This window comes from Modestobacter sp. SYSU DS0875, from assembly GCF_054050915.1.
The window spans coordinates 97,954-118,630 of record NZ_JBJHAH010000007.1 but is presented as its reverse complement, the minus strand read 5'-3'; the positions used below and the strand labels follow the sequence as shown (position 1 = coordinate 118,630).

Annotated in this window: 23 protein-coding genes; all 23 read right to left on the bottom strand. The window is 72.9% G+C overall.

Annotation, left to right across the window (positions count from 1 at the left end; translation table 11 throughout):
* Nucleotides 1–146 precede the first annotated feature (146 nt).
* The 23 genes from ACI79Y_RS06110 to ACI79Y_RS06000 all read right to left on the bottom strand — a co-directional run bounded on the left by ACI79Y_RS06110 (nt 147) and on the right by ACI79Y_RS06000 (nt 20,584).
* Nucleotides 147–620: a flagellar basal body-associated FliL family protein gene (locus ACI79Y_RS06110; protein WP_457157614.1), complete on the bottom strand. Its 474-nt coding sequence runs from the start codon at nt 618–620 to the stop codon at nt 147–149.
* 52 nt (nt 621–672) lie between these two features.
* On the bottom strand, nt 673–1,611 hold the full coding sequence (locus ACI79Y_RS06105; RefSeq protein WP_457157613.1) for a flagellar motor protein MotB: 939 nt from the start codon (nt 1,609–1,611) through the stop codon (nt 673–675).
* Nucleotides 1,608–2,378, bottom strand: a complete 771-nt coding sequence (locus ACI79Y_RS06100; protein ID WP_457157612.1) for a motility protein A — start codon at nt 2,376–2,378, stop codon at nt 1,608–1,610. The genes ACI79Y_RS06105 and ACI79Y_RS06100 overlap by 4 nt, the downstream gene beginning before the upstream one ends.
* Nucleotides 2,379–2,381: 3 nt before the next feature.
* Entirely contained in the window at nt 2,382–2,669 is a 288-nt protein-coding gene (locus ACI79Y_RS06095; protein WP_457157611.1) for a flagellar FlbD family protein, read from the bottom strand.
* A gap of 190 nt (nt 2,670–2,859) precedes the next feature.
* Nucleotides 2,860–4,095 carry a flagellar hook protein FlgE gene (locus ACI79Y_RS06090; RefSeq protein WP_457157610.1) on the bottom strand — a complete coding sequence of 412 codons (1,236 nt, stop codon included), beginning with the start codon at nt 4,093–4,095 and terminating at the stop codon, nt 2,860–2,862.
* Nucleotides 4,096–4,122: 27 nt separating this feature from the next.
* A complete protein-coding gene (locus ACI79Y_RS06085) occupies nt 4,123–4,590 on the bottom strand; it encodes a flagellar hook assembly protein FlgD (protein ID WP_457157609.1) in 468 nt (155 codons plus the stop codon).
* A 12-nt stretch (nt 4,591–4,602) separates the two neighbouring features.
* Complete coding sequence (locus ACI79Y_RS06080) at nt 4,603–5,898, bottom strand: flagellar hook-length control protein FliK (RefSeq protein ID WP_457157608.1); 1,296 nt, start codon at nt 5,896–5,898, stop codon at nt 4,603–4,605.
* A complete protein-coding gene (locus ACI79Y_RS06075) occupies nt 5,895–6,851 on the bottom strand; it encodes an NlpC/P60 family protein (RefSeq protein ID WP_457157607.1) in 957 nt (318 codons plus the stop codon). The genes ACI79Y_RS06080 and ACI79Y_RS06075 overlap by 4 nt, the downstream gene beginning before the upstream one ends.
* On the bottom strand, nt 6,839–7,291 hold the full coding sequence (locus ACI79Y_RS06070) for a flagellar FliJ family protein (protein WP_457157606.1): 453 nt from the start codon (nt 7,289–7,291) through the stop codon (nt 6,839–6,841). The genes ACI79Y_RS06075 and ACI79Y_RS06070 overlap by 13 nt, the downstream gene beginning before the upstream one ends.
* Nucleotides 7,288–8,613 (bottom strand): FliI/YscN family ATPase, encoded by a 1,326-nt coding sequence (locus ACI79Y_RS06065; RefSeq protein WP_457157605.1) that lies wholly within the window; start codon nt 8,611–8,613, stop codon nt 7,288–7,290. Before ACI79Y_RS06065 ends, ACI79Y_RS06070 begins: the two co-directional genes overlap by 4 nt.
* On the bottom strand, nt 8,610–9,566 hold the full coding sequence (locus ACI79Y_RS06060; RefSeq protein WP_457157604.1) for a FliH/SctL family protein: 957 nt from the start codon (nt 9,564–9,566) through the stop codon (nt 8,610–8,612). The genes ACI79Y_RS06065 and ACI79Y_RS06060 overlap by 4 nt, the downstream gene beginning before the upstream one ends.
* Complete coding sequence (gene fliG, locus ACI79Y_RS06055) at nt 9,544–10,617, bottom strand: flagellar motor switch protein FliG (protein WP_457157603.1); 1,074 nt, start codon at nt 10,615–10,617, stop codon at nt 9,544–9,546. Before fliG ends, ACI79Y_RS06060 begins: the two co-directional genes overlap by 23 nt.
* A gap of 100 nt (nt 10,618–10,717) precedes the next feature.
* The gene (gene fliF, locus ACI79Y_RS06050; RefSeq protein WP_457157602.1) at nt 10,718–12,271 is read right to left on the bottom strand and encodes a flagellar basal-body MS-ring/collar protein FliF; all 1,554 of its coding nucleotides are present in this window, start codon (nt 12,269–12,271) and stop codon (nt 10,718–10,720) included.
* Entirely contained in the window at nt 12,271–12,612 is a 342-nt protein-coding gene (locus ACI79Y_RS06045; RefSeq protein ID WP_457139311.1) for a flagellar hook-basal body complex protein FliE, read from the bottom strand. The genes fliF and ACI79Y_RS06045 overlap by 1 nt, the downstream gene beginning before the upstream one ends.
* A gap of 2 nt (nt 12,613–12,614) precedes the next feature.
* Nucleotides 12,615–13,019 carry a flagellar basal body rod protein FlgC gene (locus ACI79Y_RS06040; protein ID WP_457082976.1) on the bottom strand — a complete coding sequence of 135 codons (405 nt, stop codon included), beginning with the start codon at nt 13,017–13,019 and terminating at the stop codon, nt 12,615–12,617.
* A complete protein-coding gene (locus tag ACI79Y_RS06035; RefSeq protein ID WP_457082978.1) occupies nt 13,019–13,366 on the bottom strand; it encodes a flagellar basal body rod protein FlgB in 348 nt (115 codons plus the stop codon). Before ACI79Y_RS06035 ends, ACI79Y_RS06040 begins: the two co-directional genes overlap by 1 nt.
* A gap of 266 nt (nt 13,367–13,632) precedes the next feature.
* Nucleotides 13,633–14,019 carry a hypothetical protein gene (locus ACI79Y_RS06030; protein WP_457157601.1) on the bottom strand — a complete coding sequence of 129 codons (387 nt, stop codon included), beginning with the start codon at nt 14,017–14,019 and terminating at the stop codon, nt 13,633–13,635.
* Nucleotides 14,016–14,402 (bottom strand): flagellar export chaperone FliS, encoded by a 387-nt coding sequence (fliS, locus tag ACI79Y_RS06025; protein ID WP_457157600.1) that lies wholly within the window; start codon nt 14,400–14,402, stop codon nt 14,016–14,018. The genes ACI79Y_RS06030 and fliS overlap by 4 nt, the downstream gene beginning before the upstream one ends.
* A 42-nt stretch (nt 14,403–14,444) precedes the next feature.
* Nucleotides 14,445–15,806 carry a flagellar filament capping protein FliD gene (fliD, locus tag ACI79Y_RS06020; RefSeq protein WP_457157599.1) on the bottom strand — a complete coding sequence of 454 codons (1,362 nt, stop codon included), beginning with the start codon at nt 15,804–15,806 and terminating at the stop codon, nt 14,445–14,447.
* A 110-nt stretch (nt 15,807–15,916) separates the two neighbouring features.
* Nucleotides 15,917–17,086, bottom strand: a complete 1,170-nt coding sequence (locus ACI79Y_RS06015) for a flagellin N-terminal helical domain-containing protein (protein WP_457157598.1) — start codon at nt 17,084–17,086, stop codon at nt 15,917–15,919.
* Between the two features lie 228 nt (nt 17,087–17,314).
* Nucleotides 17,315–18,487, bottom strand: a complete 1,173-nt coding sequence (locus ACI79Y_RS06010) for a flagellin N-terminal helical domain-containing protein (protein ID WP_457157597.1) — start codon at nt 18,485–18,487, stop codon at nt 17,315–17,317.
* Between the two features lie 132 nt (nt 18,488–18,619).
* Nucleotides 18,620–19,438, bottom strand: a complete 819-nt coding sequence (locus tag ACI79Y_RS06005) for a flagellin N-terminal helical domain-containing protein (RefSeq protein ID WP_457157596.1) — start codon at nt 19,436–19,438, stop codon at nt 18,620–18,622.
* Nucleotides 19,439–19,576: 138 nt separating this feature from the next.
* The gene (locus ACI79Y_RS06000; RefSeq protein WP_457157595.1) at nt 19,577–20,584 is read right to left on the bottom strand and encodes a sigma-70 family RNA polymerase sigma factor; all 1,008 of its coding nucleotides are present in this window, start codon (nt 20,582–20,584) and stop codon (nt 19,577–19,579) included.
* Nucleotides 20,585–20,677: the final 93 nt, after the last annotated feature.

The following is a 20,677-nucleotide window of genomic DNA, read 5'->3' as shown; positions in this document are numbered from 1 at the left end:
GGTGCCGGAACCTCCGGCACCGGCTGGCACGGGTGTGACCCCAGGGGCTTCGTGGGGGAGGAGCGCCCCCGTGAGGTGCTGGGACGGCTCCCTTGCCGGGCCCCGGTACGAGCGTGCGAGTGCTGGGGGGCAAGGGGGTCCTTCTACTACTGGGTGACGTACTCCGTGTAGTTGATCTCGTAGACGTCACCGTGGTAGGCCTCGATGATCTTCTCCTGCAGCGCGGCCTTCATCGCCTCGCGGTTGGTCTGCACGTCGCTGAGCGCCGCGCCGGAGAAGTGGGCGATGGCGATGTCGAGGGCCTTGGACCCGTCGGGCGCCGCCGCAGCGCCGTGCCCGCCCCCGGCGCTCTCGTCGTAGGCGAGGGTGAACTGGAGCGCGATGCCCAGCTTGAGGTAGCTGCCCCCGGCCAGGTTGATCGCCACCGGGTCGATGGCGAGCACCACGCTGCCCGCCTCGGGCGCCGGCTCGGCCACGGCCTCGCCGGAGCCGCTGAACAGGAAGAAGTACGCGCCACCCCCGATCGCGAGCACCGCGACCAGGGCGATGATCATCAGCTTCCCCTTGCCGCCGCCCGAGGACTCCTCGTCCTCGACGTCGGCCTTCTTCTTCTTGGCCATGGGTGACTCCTCTCGGTGGTGCTGTGGTCGGTGTGGCGGGTGGTGGTGCGGCTCAGTTGCCGAGCGCCTGGGCGGCGGCCTGCGCGGCCGCCTCGATCCCGGGCAGCAGTGCGTTGGCCTTGGCCGAGCCGGTGGACAGCAGGATCACGTCCACCCGCCGGTTGACGGTCACGTAGCTCGGGTCGCTGTCCGGGACCAGGGGGCGGGTGCTGCTGTAGCCCGATGCGGACACCCGCTCCTCGGGCAGCCCGTCGGTCTCGGTGAGGTGCCGGAGCACCGTCGTCGCCCGGATCGCCGACAGCTCCCAGTTCGACGGCCAGGGGCCGCCCCGGGTGACCGGCAGCGAGTTGGCGTGGCCCTCGACCTCGATCTGGTTCGGCAGGGAGACGAGGGTCGGGGCCATCGCGTCGAGCACGACGACGCCCTGTGGCTGGAGCACGGCGGACTCCGGGGCGAACAGCACCGGGTCGCTGACGACGTGCACCACCAGGCCGCGCTCGTCGATGACGAACTCCGCGGCGCCGGACATGCCGGCGGCGGCGAGCGCCTGCTGCAGCGCCGCGCGGGCGGCGGCGAGCTGGTCGTAGGCGGCCTGGGCCTCGGCGGCGGTCTGCCGGGCCTGCTGCTCGGCCACCGCGGCGGCGGCTGCCTTCTCGGCCTCGGTCTGCTCGGTGCCGTCGATGGCGGCCTCCTCGGCGACCTGGACGGGCTTCAGCGGGCTGTCGTTCTCGATCGGCGCGTCGATGGCCGCGCCGTCGTTGAGGATGGTGACCGGGGCGCCGGCCCCCTCGCGGGCGCCGTTGGCGAAGGCGGTGAACTTGGCCAGGTCGATGGAGCTCATCGCGTAGAGCACCACGAAGAGCACGAACAGCAGCGTCATCATGTCGAAGCCGGACACCAGCCACCGTTCGTGGTTCTCGTGCTCCTCGTGCTCCTCGTGCTTCTTGGCGCGGCGGCCACCGTGGCCGCCGTGCCCGCCGCCCTTGCTCATGCCGCCTCGCGCTGCTGCTCACCCGGCGGCACCAGCGAGGTCAGCTTGGCGCGCACGGTGCGCGGGCTGGTGCCGGCCTGGATCTCGGCGATCCCCTCGACGAGCAGCTCCATCTGGGCGGCCTGCAGCGCGCTGACCCGGAGGATCTTGGCGCCCATCGGCAGGAACCAGAAGTTGGCCGCCATGACGCCCCACAGGGTGGCGATGAACGCCGCGGAGACCATCGGGCCCAGCAGCTCGGGGTTGCTGAGGTTGCCCATGACGTTCATCAGGCCGACGATGCAGCCGAGGATGCCGATGGTCGGCGCGTAGCCGCCCATGTTGTTCATGAACTTGGCGGCGACCTTGTCCTCGGTCTTCTTGGCCGAGATCTCCCCCTCGAGGATGCTGCGCAGGTCCTCGGGGTCGGTGCCGTCGATGCTCATCTGCAGGCCACGCTTGAGGAACGGGTCCTCGATGTCCTTGACCTGCGCCTCCAGGGCGAGCAGGCCCTCCTTGCGGGCCTTCTCGGCCAGGCTGACCAGGGTCTGGATCTGCTCGGTGGCCGCCGGCACCTTGGCCGGCAGCACGGCCATCTTGAACCAGGTGGGGATCTTCTTCAGGTCGTCCATCGTCTGGCTGGCCAGCGCGGCACCGAAGGTCGCGATGACGACCAGGACGATCGCCGGGAGGAAGATCAGCGACGTCGGGTCGGCGCCCTCCAGGATCATGAAGACGACCAGGGCGATCAGGGAGATGACGAACCCGATCAGGGTGGCGGGGTCCACGGGTCAGCGCTCTTCTCGGGTCGGGAAGGGCACGACCGAGGAGTCGTCGGCGCCCTGCAGGTGGTCGGTGTGGGGCAAGCGGTGCTCACCGCGGTCCATCCGGAAGGCCACCGCCTGGATGCTCGCCCGCCAGTCGCGGATCTCCCGGACCACCTCGTCGACGCTCTCGGTGACGACGTACTTGGTGTCGTCGGCGAGGGTGACCACGGTGTCGGGGTGGCCCTCGGCGCGCTGGATGAGGTCGGCGTTGAGCACGAAGTGCTCGCCGTTCAGGCGCGTCAGTCGGATCACGGAGGAGCTCCAGGGGTCGGCGGTGAGGGTGCTCACCGGTGCGCGCGGAGCGCGCACCGGTGTCTTCGGCGTCCCGGCGGGACTGCTTGAGCGGAGAGGGCCCGGTCACCCGTCGGGATGACCGGGCCCTCCGCCCCCTCCTCCAGGGGCCGGGCACGTGCGTGCGGGCGGCGGTGAGGAGGGGTCCTCGTCAGCGCTTCAGCTGGACCAGGTCCTGGAGGATCTCGTCGGAGGTGGTGATCACCCGGCTGTTCGCCTGGAAGCCGCGCTGGGCGACGATGAGGCCGGTGAACTCCTCGGCCAGGTCCACGTTGGACATCTCCAGCGCGCCGGCCGAGAGCTGGCCGCGGCCACCGGTGCCGGCCTGGCCGACCACCGGGTTGCCGGAGTTGTCGCCGGCGCGGAACGAGCTGTTGCCGGCCTTCTCCAGGCCACCGGGGTTGGTGAAGGTCGCCAGCGCCAGCTGACCCAGCGGCTGCCGCAGGCCGTTGGAGTACAGGCCGACGATCGTGCCGTCGTTGCTGAGCGAGTAGCTCTCCAGCGTGCCCAGGGCCGAACCGGTCAGCTCGTTGCTCTTGCCCGCCGCGGTGCTGGCCCCGCCGAACTGGGTCAGCCCGCTCAGGTCGATGGTGACCGCGCCGGTCCAGCTCGGGAACGGGGGGGTGAAGTCGGCGTCCGGGTCGAAGGTGACGGTCCCCCCGGAGGTGAGCTGGCCGGTGGTCGGCGCGGTGCCGGAGAAGGTGAGGTTGCGGGTCACCGTCCGGGTGCCCTCGCTGAAGGTGACGTCCCAGGTGTTCGTGCCGGTGTTGGTCATGACCACCGACATCTCGTGGGCGTTGCCCAGGTCGTCGAACATCCGGATCTGGGAGGTCACCTCGGTGCCCGCGGTGGCGCCGGCGGAGAGGTTGCCCTGGATCGTGGCGCCGGTGGTGGGCACCGGGGCCAGCACCTGACCCTGCGGGATCCGCAGCGGCTCCAGCGGGCCGTTGGGGTCGATGGCGCCGTTGTTCGCCATCCAGCCCTGGAGCACCAGGCCGTCGGGGGTGACCAGGTTGCCGACGCCGTCGGTGTCGAAGGAGCCGGCCCGGGTGTAGAGGTTCTCGTTGCCGGACCTGGTGATGAAGAAGCCGTCGCCGGTGATCATGAAGTCGCTGGAGCGGCCGGTGCTCTGCGCCGAGCCCTGGGTCCAGTTGGTGGTGATGCCGGCGACCTTCACGCCGAGGCCGACCGCGGCCGGGTTCGTGCCGGCGGTCTCGCCCTGCGGAGCGGCGCCGTTGCGCAGCACCTGGGAGAGGGTGTCCTCGAAGACGGTCTGGCTGCCCTTGAAGCCGACGGTGTTGACGTTGGCGATGTTGTTGCCGGCGACGTCCAGCTTGGTCTGGTGCGCCTTGAGGCCGGAGATGGCCGAGAACATGGAACGCAGCATCGGGGGAGCTCCTGAGGTCGGGGGTGGTCAGGCGGTCGGCTGGGTGGCGGGCGTGGGCGTGGTCGGCAGGGTGACGGCGGTGACCCGGCCGAGCGGGACGGTGACGCCGTCGACGACCGCCTGCGGTTCGGTCTCGGCGCCGGTGCCGGCGATCCGGACGGCGCTCACCGTTCCGGTCTTCGTCTCGCCGGTGGTGTCGGTGTACGTCACCTGGTGGCCGACCAGCGCGCCGGCGCTGAGCGACCGCTGCAGCCCGACCAGGGCCTTGTTCTGCGAGGCGATCTCCTCGAGCTTCTCCACCTGGGTGAAGGTCGCCGTCTGGGCCATGAACTCGCTGCTGCTGGTCGGGTTGCTGGGGTCCTGGTAGCGCATCTGCGCGACCAGGAGCTTGAGGAAGACGTCCTTCCCCATCTGGTCGCCGCGGTTGACCGAGGGGCTGGCGTCCGTCGTGACGACGCCGGCGGAACCAGTGGGTCCGGTGACCGGGCTGCTCATCGTTCCTCCGTCTCAGGCGAGGACGTCCACGCCGGACGACGCGGACTGCTCGGTGGCGAGGGCGGGGCTGCCCTCACCGCGGTGCTCGGGGTCGCCGCCTGCGGCCCGGGTGCCGGGCCCCTGCTGCCCGGGCTGGCCCTGCTGCCCGGAGGCGGAGCCCTGCCCCTGCTGGCCGGCGCGGGCGTCGAGCAGCTGCTGCTGCGCCGAGCGCAGCGTGCTGCCCAGGTCGGCGGTGGTGTCGTCGACGGCGAGGCGGCCCAGGGTCAGGCCCGCCCCCTCCAGTTCCCGGCGCAGCTCGGGCAGGGCGTCGGTGAGGGCGTGCCGTCCGGCGTCCGAACCGCCCTGGAGGGTCAGGTCGAGGTTGCCGTCGGTCACCGTCACCTGGATGGAGACCGGCCCCAGCTCCTCGGGGGTGATGACCAGGGTCATCGTCGAGCTGCCGTCGGGCGCGTTGCTGAGCACCGCGAGCTGGCGGCCCAGCTGCTGGGCGACGGGCGGCTCCGCAGGGGGCGGCGTGGGTCCGGCGGAACCGAGCGGGTCGGTGCGGACCGCCGTCGGCGAGGCGGTCGCCCCGCCGACGAGACCGACCGCGTCCGGCTCGGCGGTGCCGCCGCCGTGGCCCGGACCGGCGTCGGGGCCGGTTCCGGTTCCGGTGTCAGCGGTGTCGCCCGCGGCCGCGGGGAGGACGACGACGGACAGGTCGGCCGGGAGCCCGGCGGCGGTGTCGGTGGTCCCGGCCGAGGTGGTGGCCGGCTGCGCGCCGGCCGGCCCGGCCAGGCCGAGGGCGGACACCAGCGCGGCCGGCGTGCCGGGCGCGGGTGCGGACGGCGCCGCGCCGGCTGCCGCCGGATCGGTGACGGTGGGCAGCGGGAGGGCCGGGGCACCGGCGGCCGGGTCGACGCCGGGCAGCTGGCCCCCGGGCGGCTGCCCGCCGGCCGCCGCGGCGCCGGCGACCGCGCCGATGAGTGCGGCGGCGGCGGCGGTCGCCTCCGGCTGGGCGCCGGGCGTGGTGCCCAGCGACGCACCGGCGGCGAGCAGCGCCCACAACCCCGGGGGCACGTCGATCGGGACGGCGACCGGCGTCGCCGGCGTCTCGCCGCCGGTCCCCTCGCCGGGGGCGCCCCCGGACGCGTCCCCCGTGCCGTTCCCCGGTCGGCGGGAGGGGTTCCCGCCGCCGTGCAGGACGTCGTCCAGCGCGCTGGCGAAGCCGGCCGCGTTCTCGGCGGACCCGGTGGCCGGGCCGCCGGTGGAGCCGCTCGCGCGGCCGGTGGCCGGCGTCATCGGCAGGGCGGACATGGGGGCTGTCATCGGTAGGCCTCCGCGGCGCTGGTCACCTTCTGGACGTAGGACCGGGTCTCGGCGTAGGGCGGGACGCCCCCGGCGCGCTGCACCGCGCCGGGCCCGGCGTTGTAGGCCGCCAGCGCCAGCTCCGTGGAGCCGAACTGCTGGGTCAGGCTCGCCAGGTAGCGGGCAGCGCCGTCGATGGCGGACGCCGGGTCACCGGGGTCGACGCCCAGGCCGCGCGCGGTGGCCGGCATGAACTGCATGAGCCCCTGCGCGCCGGCGGGGGAGACCGCCGCGGTGTCGAAGTTCGACTCGGTCTTCGCCATCGCGGCGAGCACGGCCGGGTCGACGCCGTGCCGGCTGCCGGCAGCGCTGAACAGGTCGGCGTACGGGACGCCGCCCAGGCCGGTGCCGCGGGCGGCCCCGGACGGGGCCGACACGGCGCCGTCGGGCAGCACGCGGCGGATCACCGTCGGCCGGCCGACGTCCTGCACCTTGACGACGTCGCCCTCCTGCGGGGCGGCGATCATCTTGCCGCCGCCGATGTAGAGCCCGACGTGGTCGATGCCCGGCCGGCTGCCGGAGTTGTCGAAGAACACCAGGTCACCCGGCTGGGCCTCGGCGAGCGAGGCGACCGGTCGGCCGGCGGTGGCCTGCTGGGACGAGGTGCGGGGGATGCTGACGCCCAGGTCGGCGTACACGCGCTGGGTGAACCCGGAGCAGTCCAGGCCGCTCGTCGGGTCGGTGCCGCCCCAGCGGTAGGGCACCCCGAGGTACTTCTGCGCCGCGCCGACGACCTCGGCGCCGGTGCCGGTGGTGGCGAAGGCGCCGAGGCCGGTCGACGCCGTCGACGAGGTGCCGGTGAGCCCGGCCGCCGACGCGGCGCTGGACCAGGCGGCCTCCGAGCTCGGTGGGGTGCGCAGGAAACGGGCCTGGATCTCGCTGATCCGGCCGTGCACCGCGGTCAGTCCCTCCACGTGCCCTCCTCCTCCCTCGTCCTCGTCGTGTGGCGGCCGGTCACCAGGTCGTCGACCGCGCGCTCCTCGGCCGCCTCGGCGGCGGTGCGTGCGGCCGCCAGGTGGCGCTCGCGCAACTTCTCCAGGCCCTTGGTGCGCTGGGCCGCCGCCGTCCAGCGGGCCCGGACCAGCTCGGCCTGTTCCGCGTGGGCGACGGCGAGAGCCCGTGCAGCAGACACATCGGCAGCCGCGGCCGACGATGCGACCATCGCGGCGACGAAGGCAGCGCCGGGGACGGCCGCGGGCAGCCGGCGGGCCGACAGCGCCTCGGCGTCGTCCTCGGCCCGCCGGGCGGCCTCGGCGGCGTCGCGGGCGGCGGCGGCCGCGGCCAGCGCCGCCGTCCGCTCCTCGGTTCGGCGCAGGCGCAGCACCGGCTCCAGCCGGAAGGCGGGCTGCCTCACGCGGCGGAGACCAGGCCGTGCAGCCGGGCCCACGCCTCGGGCGGCGGGGTGGAGTCCGACGTCGCCTGACGCAGGAAGGCGTCGATGTCCGGCAGCAGGCGCCGGGCACGGTCGACCAGCGGGTCGGTGCCGGTCTGGTAGGCGCCGATCTCGATGAGCTCCCGGACGTCGCGCAGCGCCCCGAGCATCCGGCGCAGCTCCCGCGCGTCGGTCATCTGCGGCGGCGGGACGACCGCGGTGGCCACCCGTGAGATCGACTCGAGCACGTCGATCGCCGGGAAGTGGCCGGCGGTGGCCAGCCGTCGGCTGAGCACGACGTGGCCGTCGAGGATGGAGCGGGCGGTGTCGGCGATCGGCTCGTTGTGGTCGTCGCCGTCGACCAGCACGGTGTACAGCCCGGTGATCGAGCCGGTGGTGCTGGTGCCGGCCTTCTCCAGCAGCTTCGGCAGCATCGCGAAGACGCTCGGCGGGTACCCGCGGGTGGCCGGGGGCTCGCCGGCGGACAGCCCGACCTCGCGCTGGGCCATCGCGGTGCGGGTGATCGAGTCCATCATCAGCAGCACGTCGCGGCCCTGGTCGCGGAAGGCCTCGGCGATCCGGGTGGCGACGAAGGCCGCCTTCAGCCGCACCAGCGGCGGCTCGTCGGAGGTGGCGACCACGACGACGCTGTTCGCCAGGCCTTCGGGGCCGAGGTCCTCCTCGATGAACTCCCGGACCTCGCGGCCACGCTCGCCGATCAGCCCGATGACCCGGATGTCGGCGTCGGTGCCCCGGGTGATCTGCGACAGCAGGGTCGACTTGCCGACACCGGAGCCGGCGAAGATGCCCAGCCGCTGACCGCGGCCGGCGGGCACCATGGTGTCCAGCGCCCGCACCCCGGTGGCCAGCGGCCGGCGCACCCGTTCCCGGGTGAGCGCGTTGGGGGTCTCGCTGGTCAGGTCGACCCAGGACACCAGCGAACCGAGCGGGGGACCGCCGTCCATCGGCCGGCCCAGCCCGTCGAGCACCCGGCCCAGCAGCGCCTCGCCGACCGGCACCTGCAGCGGCCGCCCGGTGGGGCGGACCCGGGCGCCGGCGCGCACGCCGGAGAGGTCGCCCAGCGGCATGCAGGTCATCCGCTCCCGCTGCACCGCCACCACCTCGGCGAGCAGCGGACGGCGGCCGGAGCTGACCTCCACCAGGTCCCCGACGGCGGCGGGCACGCCCTCGACGCTGAGGGTCAGCCCCATCGCGCCGGTCACCACGCCGGACAGCTCCGGGCGGGCGGCGATCCGGGCCCGCGCGACCAGCGCGGCGGCCGGGCCGCCGGTGAGCACGCTCACGAGCGCAGCACCGACCGCACCCGCTCGAGCGCGGCGCCGAGCTGGGCGTCCACCCGCAGGGTGCCGGCCTCGGCCAGCGCGCCGGCCCGTTCGACGTCGGGGTCTCCGACGACCCGGACCGACGGGGGCAGGTCGGCCAGGGCGGCCGGGGGCACCTCGGCGAGGTCGTCGGGGTGCAGCCGGACGACGACGGGCACGTCGGCCGGGCAGAGGGTCAGCGCACGGCGCAGGGCGTCCAGCCCGGCGGCGTCGGCGGTGGCCAGCTCACGGGCCAGGAGGTCGCCGACCAGCGTGACGACGGCGTCCAGCACGTGGTCGCGGAGCTCGTCGACCACCGGCGCGGCCGTGGCGTCCAGCCGCTCCACCGCGGCGCCCATGGCCGCGGTGGCCGAGGCCAGCCGCCGCTCCCAGCGCGCCTGCACGTCGGCCAGCCGTTCCTCGGCCGCGCGCTCGGCGGCGGCGACCACCTGTTCGGCGGCGATCAGGCCTTCGGCGTGCCCGGCGGCCCAGCCCTCGCGGCGGGCCTCCTCGCGCAGCCGGGCGAGCTGCTCGGCGTAGACCTCGCCCAGGCGGGGGCCGGTGCGCGCCGCGGTCTGCTGGGCGACGGCGTCGGCCGGGGTGGGGGACGGCGCCCAGGAGCGGGCCCGCGCCGGGTCGGCGGTCAGCGGGAGCCCCGCACCGACGGGCGGGCTGGCGGGCGGGTCGGCCGGCTGGGACCGGCCGACGGCGGCGTCGACGGCCGCCGTCACCGCGGCCGTGGCGACCGGCGTGCTGTCGGCGGGCAGGGGGGCGACCGGCGCCGCCGGAGCGGGCACGACCGGGGGAGCGCCGGCCCGCTGGTCGCGGGCGCGGCGTCCCCAGGGCGCGCCGTCGGTGGCGCGCTGGTACGGGACGGCGTCCGCCGCCGACGACCCGCGCAGCAGCAGCGACTCATGCGACGAAATCGTCGTCACCGCCCCGCGAGATGGTCAGCACGCCCTGCTCCTCGAGCGTGCGGATGACCGCGACGACCTTGGCCTGCGCCTCCTCGACGGTGCGCTGGCGGACCGGGCCGAGCAGCTCCATCTCCTCGAGCAGGTTCTCCCCGGCGCGCTCGGAGAGGTTGCGGACCACCTTGTCCCGGACGTCCTGCTTCACGCCCTTGAGCGCGGTGGCCAGGTCGTTGGCCTCCACGTCGCGCAGCACCAGCTGCAGCGAGCGGTCGTCGATGGTGACGATGTCCTCGAAGACGAACATCTGCGAGCGGATCCGCTCGGCGAGTTCCGGGTCGCTGTCGTCCAGCCACTCCAGGATGGAGCGCTCGGTCGGGCGGGGGGAGCGGTTGATGATCTCCACCAGGGTGTCCACGCCGCCGACGGTGGCCATGTCCTGGTAGGCCAGCAGGGAGCCCATCCGGCGGCCGAGCTCCTCCTCGACCATCCGGACCATCTCCGGTGCGGTGCGGTCCATCAGCGCGATCCGGTAGGCGACGTCGGCCTGCTGGTCCGGCGGGAAGCCGGAGAGGACCTCCGCCGACTGCGGGGCGGGCAGGTGGGCGAGCACCAGGGCGATGACCTGGGGGTGCTCGTCCTTCAGGAAGGTGACCAGCTGGCGCACGTCGGTGTTGCGCAGCGAGGCGAAGGGCAGCTCGGTGTAGACGACGTTGAGCCGGGACAGGATGCCGTCGGCCTTCTCCTCGCCGAGGCCGGCGGCGAGCACCTCGCGGGCGAAGTCGATGCCGCCGGTGCCGACGAAGCGGCGGGCCTGCATCAGGGAGTGGAACTCGCTGAGGACGTCGTCGACGTCGGTGCCGTCCACCTTCTCCAGGCGCATGAGCTCGCTGGTGAGCTTCTCGACCTCCGAGGGGCGCAGCTGGGCGAGGATCGTGCCGGCCTCCTCCTTGGTCAGCTGGGCCAGGAAGAGGGCCGCCTTGCGCAGTCCGGGCATCTCCTTGCGGGCGACGGCTGACCCGGTCCGGACGGCCGGCGGCATGCCGGCCATCTGCTCCACGCTCGCGATGCTCACTGTCGGATCTCCCCGGTGCTCTCGAAGCGCCCGCTGGCGCCCGCTCCCGTCATCGGCAGTCCCGGGCCCCGTCGGTGTGCGACGGGGCCCGGGAGGTGGGTCACTTGGCGTCGGCGAACCAGCCGCGCAGCATGGTGGCGACCTCGTCCGGGCGCTCGCTGACCATCTCGGAGATCTCGCCGCGGACCTTCTCCCGCTGCGCGGACTCCAGCCGTGCCTGCTGGTCGTCGACCTCGGGGTCGCGGATGCTCTCGACCTGGATCCGCGCCTGCTCCAGCGCGTCCACCTCGTCGTCGAGCTCCTCGTACTCCTCGCGGTTCCGGCGCGAGCGGAGCCAGACGATGAGCACCAGCAGGGCGATGCCGAGCGCGATGCCGCCGGTCTTGATCATCGACCACATGGCGGCGGTCTTCTCCGCCTCCTCCGCGGCGGCGAGGTCCGCGGCCGCCTGGTCGGCGGCGGTGGTGTCGAAGGGCATCGCCGCGACGGTGATGGCGTCACCGCGGGCGACGTCGAGGCCGACGGCGTTGCCGACCAGCTGCTGGATCGCGGCCTGGTCGGCGGCGATGCCGACGTCCATGACCACCGAGACGGTGAGCCGGTTGACCGTGCCGGGGGAGCCGGTGATGGTCTCCACCGTCTTGTCCACGGCGTTGTTGGACGTGGTCGACTCCTTCTCGTAGGTCGACTCGCCCTGGCCGTTGACCGCGAGGTCCTCGGCGCCGAGCACGCCACCGACGGCCCCGCCGGTGCCGGTGTAGTTCTCCCGGGTGGTCGACTCCGACAGTGCCGGGGTGCCCTCGTTGTACTGGTAGCTCTCGGTGGTGGTGTCCCGCTTGGAGAAGTCCAGGTCGGCGCGGACCTTGACCACGGCCTTGCCGGGGCCGGCGACGGTGTTGAGGATCTGCTGGGCGTTGTCGGCCAGCCGGGCCTCGTAGGTCTGCTCCATCTCGGTGCGCGCGTCGCCCCCGGCGCCGGTGACCTCACCGGCGGCGGAGAGCACCGCGCCGTTCGAGTCGGCGACGGTCACGCCCTCCGGGGCCATGCCCTGCACGCTGGAGGAGACCAGGTGGGTGACCGCCTGGATCTGCTCACCGGACAGGGAGGTGCCGGGCTTGAGGTCGAGCAGCACCGAGGCGGTCGGCTCGCCCTCGTCGGTGGCGAAGACCTCGTCCTTGGGCAGCGCGACGTGCACCACCGCGGTCCGCACGCCGCTGATCGACTTCAGCGTGCTGGACAGCTCGCCCTCCAGCGCGCGCTGGTAGGAGATCTGCTGCTGGAACTCGCTGGTGGTGATGCCCTGCTCGTCCAGCAGCGCGTAGCCGGTCTCGTTCCCGGCCGGCAGGCCCTGGCCGCTCATCGCCAGCCGCAGGTCGTACACCTTGTCCTGCGCCACCATGATCGTCTGGCCGCCGTCGGCCAGCTGGTAGGCCGCGCCCTGGGCGTTCAGCTCCTCCACGATCGCCGAGGCGTCGGTGGACGACAGGTTGCTGAACAATGGCGACATGGTGGGCGCGGTGATCCAGCGGGTGAAGAAGAAGCCGCCGAGGAGCAGCCCGGCCAGCAGCAGACCGATGACGATCTTCTGGCCGAGGCTGATCGTCGTCAGCATCGAGCGGACCCGGTCCAGCGGGCCGGCGAGGGCGGCGGGCATCAGATCTGCATCCTCATGATCTCGGTGAAGGCGGCCACCGCGGAGTTCTTCAGCGTCACCACGGTGTCGGTGGCGAGCCGGGCCTCAGTGCTGGCGATCATGTAGTCGTGGGCGTCCTGCAGGTCGCCGGTGGCGGCCTGCAGGGCCAGGGAGTCCGCGGTCGACTGCACGGCCTGCAGGTTGTCCACGGCACCGGTCAGGACGGCGGCGAACCCGCCGGCCCCGTTGGTGGACGGGACGGCGGCGGCCGAGGCGATGCCGGCGGTGCCGGTGAGCTCCTGGACACCGGTGGCCGCGGCGGTGGGCATGCCGAAGGAGATCGGTCCGATGGGGGAGGTCACGGTCAGCCCTTCCCGAGCTGCAGGGCCTGCTGGTAGGCCGAGGTGGCGCGTTCGATGGTGGCCAGGTTGGCCTGGTAGCCGCGCTGGGCCATCAGCAGCTGGGTCATCTGCTCGCCCAGGTCGATGTCGGGGTAGCGGACGTAGCCCTCGCCGTCGGCCAGCGGGTTGTCCGGCTCGTAGACCATCCGGCCCTCGGCGCTGCCGAGCTCGGTCCGGGCCACCCGCACGCCGCCCTCACCCGAGCCGTACTGCACGGCCTCGGCGACGATCATGCGTTCCTGGAAGGCGTCCTCGCCGGCCGGGCGGACGGTGTTGATGTTGGCCATGTTGTCCGCGACGGCGTCCATCCACTTGCGGTGGACGAACAGCGACGAGCCACCGATGCGCAGGGTGTCGAAGACGCTCATCACTGCGTCCGCAGGGCAGAACGCAGCAGCGCGTACTTGCCGTCGAGGGCGTTGATCGCGAGCTGGTAGCGCAGGCCGGTCTCCTGGGCGATCACCGTCTCGGTGTCCAGGTTGACGTTGTTGCCGTCCATCCGGGTCGGGTCCATCGACCGGGTCACGGAGCCCTGCCCGACCCGGGCGGCCTCCCCGTTGGCGATCTCGGTGCGCAGGGTGGACTCGAAGTCCACCCGGCCGGCGAGGTAGCCCGGCGTCTGGAGGTTGGCGATGTTGTCGGCGGTCACGCGCTGGCGCTGCTGCAGGCCGGTGAGCGAGGCGTGCAGCGCCGTCATGGTCGAGTCGGTGATCACCGGACGCCCAGCGTGGAGCGACGGAGCACGAGATACCTCCGGGTACGGCGAGTCGCGCGGGCAGGTGGGCCTGCGCGCGTGAGGGGGGTCGCCGATCCGTGGCGGGATGGTGCATTCCGTGCAGCAGAGTCATCGGCAGCTGCGGCGCCCGGCATGACCACGTGCACTCGATCGTGCACCTCCAGTCACACAACGCACACGTCCCCCGGGGCAGAAATGGCCCTTTCTGCCCCGGGGGACGGGGGAGGTGCGTGGGGTGGAGGAGGTCAGAGGGCCCGGTCGATGAAGGAGGCGACCGGGCGTGACGGTGCGTAGCTCATCCGGGCGGCGACGTCGCGCTGCTTCTGCGACTGGGTGATCCGCTCGACGAGGGCCTCGGCCACGGCCAGCTGGTGCTGCAGGAGCCGGGCGGCGCGCTCGCGCAGGTCGTCGGGGAGCGGACCCAGGTTGCTCGGCGGGATCCAGTCCGTGGACCGCCGTCCCCAGGCCGCGATCTCCTCGGCCCGGCCCCGGGCGAGGGTCTCCTCGGCGTCGTGCACGTCACCTTCCAGCGCGTCCAGCACGGCCGGCCAGTTGCGGGCCTCGTCCACCAGCGCCGGGAAGTCGCCGACCCGGTTGCGGGCGGGGTCGTCCCCCGCCCGGTCGCCGATCATGCGGGTGCGGACGTGAGGGAGGCCGCGGCCTCCCGCCAGGCGTCCCGCAGCGGCTCGACGACCTTGCGGCAGTCCCCGACGCGGCGCAGGTCGCCCTTGACGGCGGCCTGCCCCAGCTCGGCGATCAGCCAGTTGTAGAGGGCAGCCAGCCGCGGCGCGCCCTCCCAGGCATCGACCTGCAGGCTCTCCAGCAGGCCGAAGACGACGTCCTGGGCGTGCTGCAACTGCTCCTGGGCCGCCTGCCGGTCGCCGTTCTCCAGGGCGGTCTGGCCGCGCTCGAGATCCAGGGCCAGCCGGTCGTAGAGCATGACCAGCAGCCGCTGCGGCGAGGCGGTGGTGACCGTGTCGCCCAGGTAGCGGGCGCGGAGGGAAGCGGTGCTCATCGTTTCGGGGCTCCAGGGGAAGACGCGGCAGCGGGGTCAGGACTACTTGGAGGAGGAGGACCAGGAGGGCAGCCCGGCGATCTGCGAGGTCAGCCAGGACGCCTGGTTCTGCATCGTGCTCAGCGCGGTCTCCATCGCGGTGAACTGCCGGGTGAGCGTGGTCTTGCGCAGCTCGAGCCGGATGTCCCAGGCGGCGATCCGGTCCTCGAGGTCCCGGGCGAGTGAGTCCCCGCTCTTGGCGAGCAGCACCAGCGACCCGTTCGTGCTGTCGCTGGCGCCCTTGGCCAGCACCTCGAGCTGGGCGGCGAAGCCGACCGGGGAGGTGACGTCGTCGGCGTTGCCGCTGATCCCGTCCGTGCCGGCGCTGACGATCTTCTTCTCGGTGAGCAGCGCCTGGACCGCGGCGGGGTCGCTGCTCAGTGCCTTGGTGAAGACCGCCTTGTCGAAGGTGAGCTGGCCGTCGCGGGTCAGCTCGATGCCGACCGTCGAGGCCGACTTCCCGCCGACGGCGCGGGACACGATGTCGAGGATCTGGGTCGACAGGCCGCGCAGCGTGCTGTCGCCCTTGAGGACCGCCGAGGTGCTCTCCGCGTCGGTGTAGGAGGAGACCGCCGAGAGCAGCGAGTTGGCTGCGTCGACCAGGCTCTGCACCTTGGTGGCGGTCGCGTCCGGGTCCTTGGCCACCGTGACCGTGGCCGCGGCGTCCTTCTTGCTGACCGTGAAGGTGGTCCCGGGGAGCACGTCGGTGAACGTGTTCGTCGACGACGTCACGTCGTAGCCGGTGGTCGCGTCCCCGACCCGGAGCTTCGCGTCGGTGCCGGTGGTGAGCGTCGAGACCGGGACGTCGCCGGAGACGGTGAAGACGCCGCCGGCGCCCGATGTCTTGGACGTGAGCTGGAGCCGGACGCCGTCGCCGGTGTTGACCGCCACCGCGGTGACCCCGGCGGTGGAGTCGTTGATGGCCTTGACGGCGTCGTTGACCGTCTTGCCGGCGGTCAGCGTGACGTCGACCCCGCCGATCGTGAGCGTGGTCGGTCCGCTGGCGTTCAGGGCGGTGTCGGCGGTGGCCCAGCTGCCGTTGCTGTAGACGGCGTGGGTGGCCGCCAGGCTCGTGACGGTGAAGCTCAGCGACCCGGTGGCCGCGCCGGCGGAGGCGGAGGCGGTCACGGAGGTGTCCGAGCTGCTCGCCTTGGTCGTCGTCCAGGCGGTGTCCGCGGTGAGCGCGGCCGCGGCGGTGCGCAGGGCGTCGAACCGGGTGTTGACCGCGCGGTAGGCGGCGGCGTCGGCCTGGGTGGCGGACAGCTGCTGCTTGAGCAGCGTCTGCGGGTTCGCCTCCACCTGCATCAGCTGGGTGATCATGGTGCTGTAGTCGATGCCCGAGATGAGGCCCGTGCTCACGCTCATGCCTGCCATGCCGGTGCCTCCGTCGTTCGGGGATCAGGGAGTGGAGCACCAGTGAGGGGGGAGGCCCGAGGGCCTCCCCCCTCACCGGGTGTTCAGGTGGTGCGGGTGGATCAGCCCAGCAGCTTCAGGATGCCCTGGGGCGCCTGGTTGGCCTGGGCCAGCATCGCGGTGCCGGCCTGGGTCAGGATCTGCGTGCGGGTGAAGTTGGTCATCTCCTGAGCCATGTCCGTGTCGCGGATCCGGCTCTCCGACGCCGACAGGTTCTCGACGGCGACGTTGAGGTTGTTGACCGTGTGCTCGAACCGGTTCTGGATGGCACCCAGGTCGGCGCGAGTGGTGGAGACCGACTTGATGGCCTCGTCGATCATGCCGATCGCCTCGGAGGCGCCCGAGGCGGCGGTGAAGGACACCGTCGCGTCGGCCAGCTCCTGAGCGGTCGCCGGGTTGGGCGCTGCGGCGCCGGTGAAGGTCAGCCCCGTGGCGGTGTTGGCCACGGTGACCCCACCGGAGCCGAAGGCAGCGGTCAGAGCGGTCTGGATCTTGGTCGTCTTCTGCGCGGCGGTGTCCGTCTCGGCGAACTTGACCGAGGACAGGTCCACGCTCTTGCCGTTGTAGGAGATCGACCCGTTGAGGGTGTCGAACGACGCCGCGACGGTGTAGTCGTTCGCCGCGCCGACGGTGGCCACCGAGGAGGCGCCGGCGGCGGCCGCCGTGGTGGTGGAACCGGTGGTGGCGGTGCCGGCGACCGACACGTCGACCCCGTCGACACCCAGGCCCTGGGCGCCCATGTTGGTGCCGATGCTGACGCCGATGGTCTCCCCGGCGTTGGCACCGACCTGGAAGGCGGTGTTGTAGTTGCCGTCCAGGAGCTGCTTGCCGTTGAAGTTGGTCGTGGACGCGATGCGGTCGAGCTCGGACTTGAGCTGGCCGATCTCGGACTGGATGTTCTTCTTGGCGTCGCCGTTCAGGGAGCCCTCGTTGGAGGCCTGGACGGACAGGTCGCGCATGCGCTGCAGGATCTTGTGCGTCTCGGTGAGCGCACCTTCAGCGGTCTGCACGACCGAGATGCCGTCCTGGGTGTTGCGGACGGCGACCTTGAGGCCACCGATCTGCGAGCGGAGGCCCTCGGAGATGGCCAGACCCGCAGCGTCGTCGGCGGCGCGGTTGATGCGGAAGCCGGAGGAGAGCTTCTCCAGCGACTTGCTCATCTGGCTGTCGGTGACCGACAGGTTGCGGTACGAGTTCATCGCCGCGATGTTGTTGTTGACGCTCAGACCCATGGTGTTCCTCCGTGGACGTGGGTTTCAGGATCCCGCTGCATCCGTGCTGCGGGGTGTTGCAGTGCCAGGATCGGCGGGTGCCGAGCCGGTCTTGACCTGAAACGGGAACGAACTTCCGAAGGCCCCCAGGAGGGCCCGAGCGGGTGCGCGGACGGTCGGCGCAGCGGTGAGGGGGGGAGGCCGGGGCCTCCCCCCCTCACCGGGTGCTGCTCAGGGAGTGCGGGTGGGTCAGCCCAGCAGGCGCAGGATGTTCTGCGGCGCCTGGTTGGCCTGGGCCAGCATCGCGGTGCCGGCCTGGGTCAGGATCTGGGCCCGGGTGAAGTTGGTCATCTCCGAGGCCATGTCCGTGTCGCGGATCCGGCTCTCCGACGCGGTCAGGTTCTCGACGGCGACGTTGAGGTTGTTGACCGTGTGCTCGAACCGGTTCTGGATGGCACCCAGGTCGGCGCGGGTGGTGGAGACCGCCTTGATGGCGTCGTCGATCTGGCCGATCGCCAGGGACGCGCCCGAGGCGGCGGTGAAGGACACCGTCGCGTCGGCCAGCTCCTGGGCGGTCGGGGTGGTGCCGGGGGCGGTGCCGGTGAAGGTGAGGCCGGTGCCGCTGTCGGCCACGTCCACCACGCCGGTCCCGAAGGTGGCGTCGGCGGCGGCCTGCAGCTTGTCGCGCGCGTCACCGGCGGTGTCGGTGCTGGCGTACTTGACCGAGGCCAGGTCCAGGCTCTTGCCGTTGTAGGAGATCGAGCCGTTGAGGGCGTCGAAGTCCGCGGTGGTCAGCGCAGCGCTGGCCGTGACGGTGGCGATCGACGCCTGGTTGGCCGCAGCGGCCTGCGTCGTGGAACCCGCGCTGCCACCGGCGCCGTCGGCCAGCGAGACGTCGACGCCGTCGACGCCCAGGCCCTGGGCGCCCATGGCGGTGCCGATGCCGACGGCGATGGTCTCGCCGGCGTTGGCACCGACCTGGAAGGTGGTGTTGTACTTGCCGTCCAGCAGGCTCTTGCCGTTGAAGTTCGTCGTGTTCGCGATCCGGTCGAGCTCGCTCTTGAGCTGGCCCACCTCGGACTGGATGTTCTTCTTGGCGTCCTCGTTGAGCGAACCGGAGTTCGACGCCTGGACCGACAGGTCACGCATGCGCTGCAGGATCTTGTGCGTCTCGGTGAGCGCACCTTCCGCGGTCTGCACGACCGAGATGCCGTCCTGGGTGTTGCGGACGGCGACCTTCACGCCACCGATCTGCGAGCGCAGGCCCTCGGAGATGGCCAGGCCCGCGGCGTCGTCGGCGGCGCGGTTGATGCGGAAGCCGGAGGAGAGCTTCTCCAGCGACTTGCTCATCTGGCTGTCGGTGACCGACAGGTTGCGGTACGAGTTCAGCGCCGCGATGTTGTTGTTCACGGTCAGACCCATGAGGGGCTCCTCCTTGACGGGGTGGCCGCGGCATCCGTGCCGCGGTCGTTGCTCCCCTGTCAACGGACCGGCCCGGCGGCTCCTTGAGGCCCGGCCGGCGGTGTCCCCCCATCGGGTGGGTGACCGCTCCGGTCAGCTCAGCAGCTGCAGCACCCCGCGGGCGCTCTGGTTGGCCTGGGCGAGCATCGCGGTGCCGGCCTGGGTCAGGATCGACGTCCGGCTGAGGGCGGTCGTCTCCGCGGCCAGGTCGGCGTCGCGGATGCGGCTCTCGGATGCCGCGGTGTTGTCGATCGCCGCCCCGAGCTTGGCGATGTTGTGCTCGAACCGGTTCTGCACTGCGCCCAGCCCGGCGCGGATGGTCGACACCTGACCGATCGCCGCGTCGATCACCGCGATCGCGTCCGGTGCGCCCCCGGCCGTCACGGCCACCCCGGACACCCCCAGGCCGGTGGCGGACACGGAGGAGTCGAGGTCCACGGAGATCGTGTGACCCACGTCGGCGCCGACCTGGAACACCGTCCGGTAGCTGCCGTCCAGCAGCTTCCTGCCGTTGAAGGAGGTCGTGTCGGCGATCCGGTCGAGTTCGGCGGTCAGCTGCCCGATCTCGGTCTGGACGTTCGCCAGGGCCGCGTCGTCCACGGCCCCGGCGTTCGCCGCCTGGACGGCGAGGTCCCGCATCCGGTGCAGGATCGACTGGCTCTCGGTGAGCGCACCCTCGGCGGTCCGCAGCACCGAGATGCCGTCCTGGGTGTTCCGCAACGCGACCTTGAGGCCGCCGATCTGGGTGCGCAGGCCCTCGGAGATCCCCAGGCTGGCGGCGTCGTCGGCTGCCCGGTTGATCCGCTGGCCGGAGGACAGCCGCTCCACGGAGGTGACCAGTTGCCGGTCGGCGACCGAGAGGGCGCGGTGGGCGTTCAGCCCGGGGATGTTGCTGTTGACGACGAGGCTCAAGGAACCCTCCGGAGACCGAGCGCGGCGAGGAGGCCCACCGCAGGGTGCGGTGGGCCTCCTCTCCTACGGTCCGCCCGGTCCGGTGTTGACCCGAAACGGGTGAGGTCCCTGATGCGGCTGTGACTCGGCCGCCCCGGATCAGGCGGGCTGGGCGGTGGGCTCGTGCTCGGGCGCCTGCCATCCGTACCGCTGGCGCACCCGGGCGGCGGGTGCCGGCACCGGTGCGGGAGCCGGCGGGTGCACCCGGGCCGGTGCGGCCGCGGGAGCGGAGGGCCCCGGCGCCGCGGCGGTGCGGACCGCCGGCCGGGCGGCGTTCCGCCCGGCGGCCTGGGCGGCGGCGACGCGGTCGACGTAGGCGCGCTGCTGGTTGCGGGCGCGCACCCCGCCGTCGGCCGGTACGGGGGTCTCGTCCCAGATCTCGCTCATCGCCGCGTGCAGCAGGGTGAGCGCGCGGGCGCGCATCTGCGAGACCCGGGAGAGCGTGACGCCCAGCGAGTCGGCGATGTCGGTCAGCGACTCGTCGCCGAAGAAGTTCCGTTCGACGACCTCGTCGAGGCGGTCGGGCAGCGCGCGGATCGCCTCGTGCAGGTGCCGGGCCCGCTCGGCGCGCAGCAGCGCCCGCTCGGGGGAGTCGCCGGTGTCGGGCAGGTCCAGGGACGTGCCGCCGGCACCGGTCTCGGCGTCGATGCTCACCATCACGGCGCGGTGCACGTCGACCTGCAGGGAGTCCAGCTCGGCGCGGCCGACGCCCAGGCTGGCCGCGAGCTCCTCCCGTGTCGGGGGCCGGCCCAGGCTCATGGTCAGCGCGTCCGCCGCGGCGTCGCTGCGCCGGGCGGCGGCCCGGACCGAGCGGCTGGCCCAGTCCCCGGAGCGCAGTTCGTCGAGGACCGCGCCCTGCAGGCGGGGCAGCGCGTAGGTGGCGAAGGTGGCGCCGGCCGTCGGGTCGAAGCGGCGGGCCACCTCGACCAGCGCCACGCGGGCGCAGGCCTGCAGGTCCTCGCGGCTGACGTGGCTGGGCAGGGAGATGCGCGAGGCCACCGCGTTCACCGCGAAGTGCGTCAGCGGCAGATGGGTGGTCACCAGTGCGTCGACGTCGGGGTGTCGGCGTTCGCCCCCGGCGACGGGGGTGGGGCTGGCTGCGGTCACGTCGTCTCTCTCGGCGGACCGGAACCGGTCCGGGACCGGTGCGCACGGATTTCTGTGCGGCCGCGCTGCTCGGCTTGACCGGGCGCCGGGCCG